We start from the raw sequence: 9,541 nt of genomic DNA, 5'->3' as shown, positions 1-9,541 counted from the left end.
CCACCACCCGGGCCCCGGTGCCCCGGCGCAGTACCGCCGGGCCGGCCGCACCCCCGACCACGGCCGCCGCGCCGTCGCCGGCCGGCCCGCGCACCTACGCCGGGTCGGTGGTACGGACCACCCCGGACCGGTCCTTCGGCAACGTGCAGGTGCAGATCACCGTGCTCGACGGGCGGGTCACCGACGTCACCACCCTGGAGATGCCGGAGGACACCCCGGAGTCGGTACGCCGTACCGACGACGTGAACCGGGCCTGGAGCGGGCCGCAGGGCGACGCCGTCCGGGCCGCCAACACCGGCGCCGACCTGGACACCGTCTCCGGGGCCACCTCCACCTGCAACGCCTACGAGACGTCGTTGCAGGCCGCCCTGGACCAGGCCGGACTGCGGTGACCGACCCGGTGACCGCAGTGACCGTGCGGCCCGACCCGGTGACCGCAGTGACCGTGCGGCCCGACCCGGTGACCGCAGTGACCGTGCGGCCCGGCCCGGTGCGTGCCGTGCCGGGCCCGGTCACCCGACCGGGGCTGCGCCGGGTCGAGTTCGTCATGGGTACCCCGATCAGCCTGGACCTCGCCGACGACCTGCCGGCACCCCGGCTGGCGGAACTGGCCGACCTGGTCTTCGACTGGCTGCGGGAGGTCGACCGGCGGTTCAGCACCTACCGGTCCGACAGCGAGGTGTGCCGCTTCGACCGGCGCGACGTACCGTTCGCCGCGGCCTCGGCCGACCTGCGCCGGGTACTGGCCGACTGCGCCGACCTGTGGACCGCCACCGACGGGTTCTTCGACGTGTACGCCACCGGACGGCTCGACCCGTCCGGCTACGTGAAGGGCTGGGCGGCGCAGGTCGCCTCCGACCGGCTGCTCGCCGAGGGGGCACCGAACCACTGCCTGAACGCCGGTGGGGACGTCCGGGTCCGGGGTACCTCGTCCACCGGCCGGCCGTGGCGGATCGGCATCCGGCATCCCTTCGACGCCACCGCCACCTGCTGGGTGCTCACCGGTACCGATCTGGCGGTCGCCACCTCCGGGGTCTACGAGCGGGGCCACCACGTCGTCGACCCGCGCCGGGGTGTCCCGGCGTACGGGCTGCGCTCGGTGACCGTGGTCGGCCCCGACCTGGGGGTCGCCGACGCGTACGCCACCGCCGCCGTGGCGATGGGGGCCGCCGGTCCGGGCTGGCTGGCCGGGCTGGCCGGGTACCACCACGCGGTGGTGACCGACGACGGCCGGGCCGTCCACTCGCCGTACCTGCCGCAGGTGGTGGACCGTGCTCAGTAACCGCGGCGGGGCAGCGGCAGCCGACCGACCAGCGGTTCGGCCGGTACCCCCGGGCCGACCGCCCGCAGCGCGTCGATCAGCCGCCCCTGCACGGCGTAGGAGTCCGGGACCCGCCAGCGGGCCTGTTCCGGGGCGACCGCCCAGCGCACCGGCCCCTCGGGCAGCCGGGTCGGCGGGGCGGGGATCCACGAGCCGAGGCCGTGCCGTACCACGTAGAAGCACTGGTCGAGTTCGGGGCGGAGCGGGTCGCCGGGGCGGACCAGGAACATCCAGCGGCCGGTCGGGGTGACCGCCACCGGCCCGTGGGTGGGGTCCGACCCGCCACCGGCACCGCGTCGGGTGGCGAGCACGTGCCGACCGAGGTACGCCGGCACCTCCACCACGTCGAAGGCCCGACCGGTGGGTAGCAGCACCCCGTGCGGGCGGTCCCGCCACCAGGTCGCCACCCGGGCCGGGTCGGCACTCGCCGCGTTCTCCCAGTTCTCCAGGGCGGGGTGACAACCGACGGTGGGACAGCCGGCCCGGCCGCAGACGAACCGGCTACGGGCCAGACAGGCGCCGGGGGTCACCTCCCAGCCGTGGGCGGCGTAGCGGACGGCGATCCGGCGGAGCCGGGCCCGCTCCAGGGGGGAGAGCTGCACCACACGCGGCCCGACATTACTCCACATTACCGGCTTCTCCTCTCACGCCCGCCGCACCGCTGCGTCGAGCACCGTCACTGGCGTAACCCGTGGTCGTTTCTTCTGACGAACGGCTGGTGCAACTTGCACGAAAATTACGAGAATCAACCCCTCGGCTGACGTACACCCTGTGCGACCAGCCAAAACATGAATACGAACTGGTCGTCCCGCCGTCGGCCCGGGGGGACGCATGGGAAAGGGACCCCCACATGGACGAACTGCCGATCGGGCGACGGGTGGCCTACTGGCGGGGGCGGCGCAAGATGTCGCAGCAGGTCTTCGCCGACCGGTTGGGCAAGTCCAAGAGCTGGGTCGACAAGGTCGAGCGCGGGGTCCGGCGACTGGACAAGTTCTCCGTGCTCTACGAGATCGCCGACATCCTCCAGGTCGACGTGCAACTGCTCCTCGGCCGCGACCCGGAACGGCGTACCGACGCCCTGAACTGCATCGACCAGGTCGAGGTGCAGGAGATCCGGGCCGCCCTGGAACGCTACGACTCGATCAGCGCCTACTTCGACGCGGCGCCCTGCCCGCCGCCGCTCGACGACATGCGCAAGGCGGTCAACCACGCCTGGCTGACCTACCAGTACGCCCGCTACGGGGTGCTCACCCGGGCCCTGCCCAAACTGCTGCGGGACGCCCAGGCCGCCGACGCGGCGTACCGGGGGGACCAGGCCCCGGTCGCCGCCCACCTGCTCGGGCAGGTCTACCAGATCGCCTCCTCGGTGCTGCGCAAGCTGGGCGAGAACGAGCTGGCCTGGCTGGCCGCCGACCGCGCACTCGCGGTCTCCCAGCGGGCCGGTGACCCGCTGCTGGCCGGGATCGCCACCACCCGGGTCGGCGGCGCCCTGCTCGCCCTCGGCCGGGCCCGCCCGGCCCTGGAGCTGACCGTCAACATCGCCCAGCGGCTGGCCCCCTCCACCAGCGCCGACCTCCGGCCCGGCCAGCTCTCCGTCTACGGCATGCTGCTGCTCCAGGGCGCGATGGCCGCCGCCCGGCTCGGCGACTCGGCCACCGTCAACGACCTGCTCGACGGGGCGGACGAGGCGGCCCGGTTGCTCGGCGGTGACGACAACCAGTACTGGACCTGTTTCGGTCCGACCAACGTGCTGCTGCACCGGGCCGCCGCCGCCGTGGAACTGGGCGAGGGCGGCCGGGCGGTCGAGGCCGACGAGCAGATCGTCCCGGACAACTTCAACGCGCTGCTGCCCGAGCGGCGGGCCCACCACCTGCTCGACCTCGCCCGGGGCTTTGCCCAGGTCGGTGACCTGGCCAGCGCCGGGGAGACCCTGCTGAAGGGCGACCGGCTCGCCCCCTCCGAGATCCGCTGCCGTCCGATCGCCCACGAGGTGATGTCGGACGTGCTCCGTCGCACACGCGGTGCGCCTCCTTCGCCGATTGCAGAGTTGGCTGAACACATGGGAGTCGGAATATGAGAGGGGCACGTACCGCATGACCGCCGAGACGATGATCCTGGCCCCGGAGCCGGTGGCCGCCCGACGTGGCGTGCTCTACGTGATCACCTGTGGATCACCGCTCGCCCGGGACGTCGGACAGCTGGTCGACCTGGCCCAGCGGGACGGATGGGAGGTCTGTGTGGTGACCACCCCGGACGGGGCCAAGTTCATCGACATACCGGCGTTGGCCCGGCAGACCGGCCATCCGGTCCGGACCACCTACAAGATGCCCGGCGACCCGGACGTGCTGCCGCCGGCCGACGCGATGATCGTGGTCCCGGCCACCGTCAACACGGTGAACAAGTGGGCCGTCGGGATCACCGACACCCTCGCCCTCGGACTGCTGGTCGAGGCGCAGGGCAGAGGGGTGCCGATCGTCGCGATGCCGTTCACCAACTCCGCCATGGCCAGCCACCCGGCGTTCCGGTCGAGCCTGGAACGGCTGCGGGAATGGCAGGTCACCGTGCTCTTCGGTGACCACGTCCTGCCGCCGCCGGCACCGGGTACCGGTGACCAGCATCTGCACCGTTTTCCCTGGCAGATGGGGGTGGAGGCGCTGCGGGTCCGGTCGTCCGCCGTGCCGCAGGCGGGGTGAGCGAGGTGCGGCGGGCGGCAGCCCGGAGAGGCCCCGGCCGGGCGAGCGAGGTGCGGCGGGCGGCAGCCCGGACCGGCACGACCGACCCCCGCCGGGTGGGCCTCGCGGCGGTCCCCGGCCGGTAAGCTGGGCCGCCGTGAGCACAACCGGACCGCAACCGCCGACGGTGGCCGACGTCGTCGCCGTACTGGAACGCCGCTACCCACCCACCTGGGCCGAGCAGTGGGACCGGGTCGGGCTGGTGGTGGGCGATCCGGCCACCCCGGTCCGCCGGATCGCCTGCGTGGTGGACTGCGTGCCGGAGACCGTCGCCGAGGCGCGGGCCGCCCGGGCCGACCTGATCGTGGCGCACCACCCACTGCTGCTGCGCGGGGTCTCCTCGGTCGCCGCCACCACGTACAAGGGCCGGATCGTGCACGACCTGATCCGGCACGACATGGCGCTCCACGTCGCGCACACCAACGCCGACGTGGCCGAACCGGGCGTCTCCGACGCGCTCGCCGCCCGGTTCGGCCTCACCGGGCTCCGCCCGCTGCACCCGGCCGCCCCCGGCAGCCCGGCCGCCGGAGCCGGCCGGGGCATCGGCCGGATCGGTCGACTCCCGCAGCCGATGACGCTGGCCGAGCTGACCGCGCACGCCGCCACCGTCCTGCCCCCCACCGCCTGGGGGGTACGCTCCGCCGGTGACCCCGACCGGGTGATCCGCACCCTGGCCGTGAGCGGCGGAGCCGGCGACAGCTTCCTCGCCGAGGCGACCGCCGCCGGGGTGGACGCCTTCCTCACCGCCGACCTGCGCCACCACCCCGCCAGCGAACACCTGGCCGCCGGTGGTCCGGCCCTGCTGGACGCCGCCCACTGGGCCACCGAGCGTCCGTGGCTGGACGACCTCGCCGGGTACCTGCGGGACACGGTGGGCGTCGAGACCCTGGTGTCCGACCTGGACACCGACCCGTGGACGGTGCACGCCACCGCACCGGCACCCCCCGTGACAAGGAGCCCAGAGAAGTGAAGGCTGACCCGAAGGTCCAGCGCCGCCTGCTCGATCTCCAGGCGATCGACACCGCCCTCGCCCAGCTCGCCCACCGGCGCCGTACCCTGCCGGAGCGGGCCGAACTGGAGGCGCTGGCCCGGGAGCTGTCCGCCCTGGAGGACCAGCGGGTCCGGGCCCAGGTCTCGGTCGACGACCTCGACCGGGACATCGCCCGGCTGGAGAAGGACATCGACCAGGTGCGGGCCCGCAAGGACAAGGACGAGGCCCGCCTCGCCGCCGGTACCGGCCCGGCCCGGGAACTGGAGGCCCTCCAGCACGAACTCGTCTCCCTGAACCGGCGCCAGTCCGAGCTGGAGGACGCCGAGCTGGAGCTGATGGAGCAGCGGGAGACCGCGCAGGGCGTCCTCGACGGCATCGAGCAGCGGCTCGCCGAGGCACGCGACAAGCGGGCCGGGGTCGAGCGGCGGCGGGACGAGAACCTCGCCGAGATCGCCAAGGACGAGGAGTTCAAGAGCACCTCCCGGCAGCCGCTCGCCGCCGACCTGCCGGCCGACCTGATCGCCCTCTACGACAAGATCCGCGAGTCGTCCGGCGGGCTCGGTGCCGCGCTGCTGCGCGCCGGCCGCTGCGGTGGCTGCCGACTGGAACTCTCCGGCGCCGACCGGGCCCGGATCCGGGCCGCCGCGCCGGACGAGGTGGTCCGCTGCGAGGAGTGTCGCCGGATCATGGTCCGGACCGAGGAATCCGGCCTGTGAGCGCTGCCGGGCCCCGGGTCGTCATCGAGGCCGACGGCGGGTCCCGGGGCAACCCGGGGCCCGCCGGCTACGGGGCGGTGGTCCGGGACGCCGCGACCGGCGAGGTGCTCGCCGAACGCTCCGAGGCGATCGGGGTGGCCACCAACAACGTCGCCGAGTACCGAGGGCTCATCGCCGGCCTGGAAGCCGCCGCCGAGCTGGGGGCGGCCACCGTCGAGGCCCGGATGGACTCCAAACTGGTGGTCGAGCAGATGTGCGGCCGGTGGCAGATCAAGCACCCGGGGCTGCGTCCGCTCGCCGCGCAGGCCGCCACCCTGGTCCGCCGGTTCGATGCGGTGACCTTCACCTGGATCCCCCGGGACCGCAACCGGCACGCCGACGCGCTGGCCAACGCCGCGATGGACCGGGCCGCCGGCCGACCCGAACGACCGACGCCGGTGGCCGAGGAGCCCCGCGTCCCGGCCGCCGCCGACTCACCGGCCCGGGCCGAGGCCCGCGCGGCGGCCCGCGCCGCCGCGAACCGGGCCACCTCGGGCCCCGCCACCGGTGGTCCGGCCGCCGCGACCACCACCCCGGGCGCCGACCCGGCGACCGTACCGGCCTCCTGGGAGCCCCGCACCGGGGTCAGCGCCACCCGGCTGATCCTGGTCCGGCACGGCGCGACCGAGCTGACCGCGCAACGCCGCTACTCCGGGCGCGGTGACGTGCCGCTCGCCGAGCGGGGGAGGGCCCAGGCCCGGGCCGCCGCCACCCGGGTGGCCGCGCTCGCCCCCACCGTCGCGGCCGTGGTCAGCTCACCGCTGTCCCGGTGCACGGCCACCGCCGAGCTGATCGCCAGGGCACTCGGTGGCCCGCCGGTCCGTACCGACGACGACCTGATCGAGTGCGACTTCGGTGACTGGGAGGGGCGGACCTTCGCCGACGTACGCGCCGAGTTCCCCGGGGAGATGGACGCCTGGCTCGCCTCGACGACCGTCGCCCCACCCGGTGGCGAGTCGTTCGTCGAGGTGACCGCCCGGATCCGGCGGGCCCGCGAGGCGCTGCTGGCCGGGTACCCGGGGGAGACCGTCGTGGTGGTCTCGCACGTCTCGCCGTTGAAGATCCTGCTCCGCGACGCGCTCGCCGCCGGTGACGCCTTCCTGCACCGGCTCTACCTCGACCCGGCCGGCATCTCCGTGCTGGACACCTGGCCGGACGGCGGGGTGGCGGTCCGTACCGTCAACGACACCGCCCACCTCTGAGATGTAAGGAAGGGCCCCCTGTTAACGCTTTCGGTAGAGGAAGGGCCCCTTCTTAACACCCTGTCGGCAGGGCGGTGCCGGCGTCGGTGCAGTCCACCGAAGGGTTGATCTAGGAGTGCCGTTCGGCGCAGCACGTCGTCCGTTCGGCGCAGTACGACAAACCGTGTGGCGTGATCCAGGTCACTGAATCGATAGCCTCCGCCCGTCGTACACCTGAATCAACCCGGAGGTGTGACCCATGGCTGCCCCGGAACCCGACGCCGCCGCGCCACCTGCGGCCTCCCGAGTCAGAGACAGGAGCCGGTGGAACTGGCTGCTCCTCGTCCCCATCGTCGTACCGCTGGTCCCGACCCTGTTCAACGCCGACCCACCCCGGGTGGCCGGCTTCCCGCTCTTCTACTGGCTGCAACTGGCCTACATCCTGCTCGGGGTGGCCACCACCACGCTGGTGTACCAGATGACGAAGAAGCGGCGGTGAGGGCCGATGTGGCAGGACCACCTCACCGAGATCATCGTCTTCACGGTGCTCTTCCTGCTGGTCAGCGGAATGGGCTTCGTGGCCGCCCGGTGGCGCGCCCCGAAGGACATGGCACACCTCGACGAGTGGGGCCTGGGCGGGCGCAACTTCGGCGGCTGGATCACCTGGTTCCTGGTCGGCGGTGACCTCTACACCGCGTACACCTTCGTCGCGGTCCCGGCGCTGCTCTTCGGCGCCGGCGCGGCCGGGTTCTTCGCCGTGCCGTACACCATCGTCATCTACCCGATGGTCTTCCTGGTGCTGGTCCGGCTCTGGTCGGTGTCGCACCGGCACGGCTTCGTCACCCCGGCCGACTTCGTCCGGACCCGCTTCGACTCGCCGATCCTGGCCCTGCTCGTCGCGATCACCGGCATCGTCGCCACCATGCCGTACATCGCGCTGCAACTCGTCGGCATCGAGGCGGTCCTCAAGACCATGGGGGTGACCGGGGAGAGCACGCTGGCCCGGCACCTGCCGATCATCGTGGCGTTCGCCATCCTCGCCGCCTACACCTACCAGTCCGGACTGCGGGCACCCGCGCTGATCGCCTTCGTCAAGGACTCGCTGATCTACGTCGTGATCCTGGTGGCGGTGCTCTACCTGCCGTACAAACTGGGCGGCTGGGGTGCGATCTTCGACGCCGCCGACGCGAAGTTCCAGGCGTCACCGAACCCCAACGACGGGATCCTGCTCAACACCAACAACCAACTCCAGTACGTCACCCTGGCCTTCGGCTCGGCGCTGGCGCTGTTCCTCTACCCGCACAGCGTCACCGGCATCCTGGCCAGCCGGAACCGGGACGTGATCAAGCGGAACATGTCCGCGCTGCCCGCGTACAGCCTGCTGCTCGGGTTGATCGCCCTGCTCGGGTACATGGCGATCGCCGCCGGGGTGAAACCGCTGCCCGGGTCGAAACCCGGCTCGGTGGACAGCAACACCGTCGTACCGATCCTGTTCGACCAGCAGTTCCCGGACTGGTTCGCCGGGGTCGCGTACGCCGCCATCGGCATCGGCGCCCTGGTGCCCGCCGCGATCATGTCGATCGCGGCGGCCAACCTCTTCACCCGCAACATCTACAAGGAGTACCTGAAACGGGACGCCACGCCGGCCCAGGAGGCCAACGTCTCGAAGATCACCTCGCTGGTGGTGAAGGTCGGCGCGGTCGCCTGCATCGTCTTCCTCGACCCGCAGTTCTCCATCGACCTCCAGCTCATCGGCGGCGTGATCATTCTCCAGACGCTGCCCGCCGTCGCGCTCGGCCTCTACACCCGCTGGTTCCACCGCACCGCCCTGATCGCCGGCTGGGCCGCCGGCATGGGCCTCGGCATGTGGATGCTCTACCAGATCCCCAACGCCGCCACCGGCCGCGCCCACTTCGGCGGTTCGGCCTTCCCGCTGCGTGACTTCGGCTTCGACACTTCCAAGACCATCTACGTCGGCATCGTCGCCGTCCTGGTCAACCTGGTCGTCGCCGTACTCGGCACACTCCTGCTCCGGTTGGTCAGGGTGCCGGACGGCGGCGACGGCACCACCGAGGACGACTACGTCGCCGACGAGGGCGACCCCCGGGTCACCACCGTCGACCCCGGAGGTAGCACTGCCGGCAGCAAGGGTGGCGCCGCCGCCGGCGGCCGGGATGCCGACGCCGCCCCAGAACCCGTTATCTAGCGGTGTTGGGAAGGTGTTAGGAAGGGCCCCTTCCTATCGCTCTTGGGGTCTAGTGGTCCTCGCAACACCCGGATCTTCTGGGGGTTGCGAGGACCGTGTCCGTTTCCGTGGAACTCAAGGCGAAGTTCTTCGAGGTTCTCGATCGCGTCGGCAGTGTGCCCGTGGCTGCGTGTGAGGTTGGTGTCAACCGGAACACCGGGTACAGGTGGGCTCGTCTGGCGAGTCGGGTGCGTCCAGGGAAGTGGTGTACGACTTGCCCGTGATGGGCGTGTTGCGTAGATGAGAGACGGCCACCGCGCGATCCTTCGAGACGGCTAAGTCCGAGTGAAGGAGAGTGATGCGCGATGGCCGTATC

10 protein-coding genes are annotated in these 9,541 nt (G+C 72.4%); 9 read left to right on the top strand and 1 reads right to left on the bottom strand.

Going from position 1 to position 9,541, the window contains the following annotated elements:
• Both GSF22_RS25620 and GSF22_RS25615 read left to right on the top strand, forming a co-directional pair.
• Positions 1 to 392, top strand: a 392-nt coding sequence (locus GSF22_RS25620; protein ID WP_208816294.1) for an FMN-binding protein, incomplete at its 5' end; no start/stop codon positions are given.
• A gap of 155 nt (positions 393 to 547) precedes the next feature.
• Entirely contained in the window at positions 548 to 1,282 is a 735-nt protein-coding gene (locus GSF22_RS25615; RefSeq protein ID WP_208816295.1) for an FAD:protein FMN transferase, read from the top strand.
• Here GSF22_RS25615 and GSF22_RS25610 read toward each other — a convergent pair.
• Positions 1,276 to 1,950: a bifunctional DNA primase/polymerase gene (locus GSF22_RS25610; RefSeq protein ID WP_208816293.1), complete on the bottom strand. Its 675-nt coding sequence runs from the start codon at positions 1,948 to 1,950 to the stop codon at positions 1,276 to 1,278. The genes GSF22_RS25615 and GSF22_RS25610 overlap by 7 nt on opposite strands.
• 221 nt (positions 1,951 to 2,171) lie before the next feature.
• Here GSF22_RS25610 and GSF22_RS25605 point away from each other — a divergent pair, with 221 nt between their 5' ends.
• From GSF22_RS25605 to mctP, 7 genes are all read left to right on the top strand, one after another.
• Positions 2,172 to 3,398 (top strand): helix-turn-helix domain-containing protein, encoded by a 1,227-nt coding sequence (locus tag GSF22_RS25605; protein WP_208816292.1) that lies wholly within the window; start codon positions 2,172 to 2,174, stop codon positions 3,396 to 3,398.
• Between the two features lie 16 nt (positions 3,399 to 3,414).
• Positions 3,415 to 4,014, top strand: a complete 600-nt coding sequence (locus tag GSF22_RS25600; protein ID WP_208816291.1) for a flavoprotein — start codon at positions 3,415 to 3,417, stop codon at positions 4,012 to 4,014.
• A gap of 136 nt (positions 4,015 to 4,150) precedes the next feature.
• On the top strand, positions 4,151 to 5,023 hold the full coding sequence (locus tag GSF22_RS25595) for a Nif3-like dinuclear metal center hexameric protein (RefSeq protein ID WP_208816290.1): 873 nt from the start codon (positions 4,151 to 4,153) through the stop codon (positions 5,021 to 5,023).
• Positions 5,020 to 5,760 carry a zinc ribbon domain-containing protein gene (locus GSF22_RS25590; RefSeq protein WP_208816289.1) on the top strand — a complete coding sequence of 247 codons (741 nt, stop codon included), beginning with the start codon at positions 5,020 to 5,022 and terminating at the stop codon, positions 5,758 to 5,760. Before GSF22_RS25595 ends, GSF22_RS25590 begins: the two co-directional genes overlap by 4 nt.
• Positions 5,757 to 7,001: a bifunctional RNase H/acid phosphatase gene (locus GSF22_RS25585; RefSeq protein WP_208816288.1), complete on the top strand. Its 1,245-nt coding sequence runs from the start codon at positions 5,757 to 5,759 to the stop codon at positions 6,999 to 7,001. The genes GSF22_RS25590 and GSF22_RS25585 overlap by 4 nt, the downstream gene beginning before the upstream one ends.
• Positions 7,002 to 7,239: 238 nt before the next feature.
• Positions 7,240 to 7,479, top strand: coding sequence for a DUF3311 domain-containing protein (locus tag GSF22_RS25580; RefSeq protein ID WP_208816287.1), 240 nt, complete (start codon positions 7,240 to 7,242; stop codon positions 7,477 to 7,479).
• Positions 7,480 to 7,485: 6 nt separating this feature from the next.
• Entirely contained in the window at positions 7,486 to 9,186 is a 1,701-nt protein-coding gene (gene mctP / locus GSF22_RS25575) for a monocarboxylate uptake permease MctP (protein WP_244454112.1), read from the top strand.
• Positions 9,187 to 9,541: the final 355 nt, after the last annotated feature.

Origin of the sequence: Micromonospora echinofusca (assembly GCF_017614955.1) — a bacterium.
GTDB classification, from domain to species: Bacteria; Actinomycetota; Actinomycetes; order Mycobacteriales; family Micromonosporaceae; genus Micromonospora; species Micromonospora echinofusca_A.
This window is presented reverse-complemented; position numbering and strand designations above follow the sequence as displayed.

Excerpts from the sequence above, each read along its gene's own strand:
- GSF22_RS25615 (WP_208816295.1), top strand. The coding sequence starts at position 548 with ATGGGTACCCCGATCAGCCTGGACCTCGCCGACGACCTGCCGGCACCC.
- GSF22_RS25610 (WP_208816293.1), bottom strand. The coding sequence starts at position 1,950 with ATGTGGAGTAATGTCGGGCCGCGTGTGGTGCAGCTCTCCCCCCTGGAG.
- GSF22_RS25605 (WP_208816292.1), top strand. The coding sequence starts at position 2,172 with ATGGACGAACTGCCGATCGGGCGACGGGTGGCCTACTGGCGGGGGCGG.
- GSF22_RS25600 (WP_208816291.1), top strand. The coding sequence starts at position 3,415 with ATGACCGCCGAGACGATGATCCTGGCCCCGGAGCCGGTGGCCGCCCGA.
- GSF22_RS25580 (WP_208816287.1), top strand. The coding sequence starts at position 7,240 with ATGGCTGCCCCGGAACCCGACGCCGCCGCGCCACCTGCGGCCTCCCGA.
- mctP (WP_244454112.1), top strand. The coding sequence starts at position 7,486 with ATGTGGCAGGACCACCTCACCGAGATCATCGTCTTCACGGTGCTCTTC.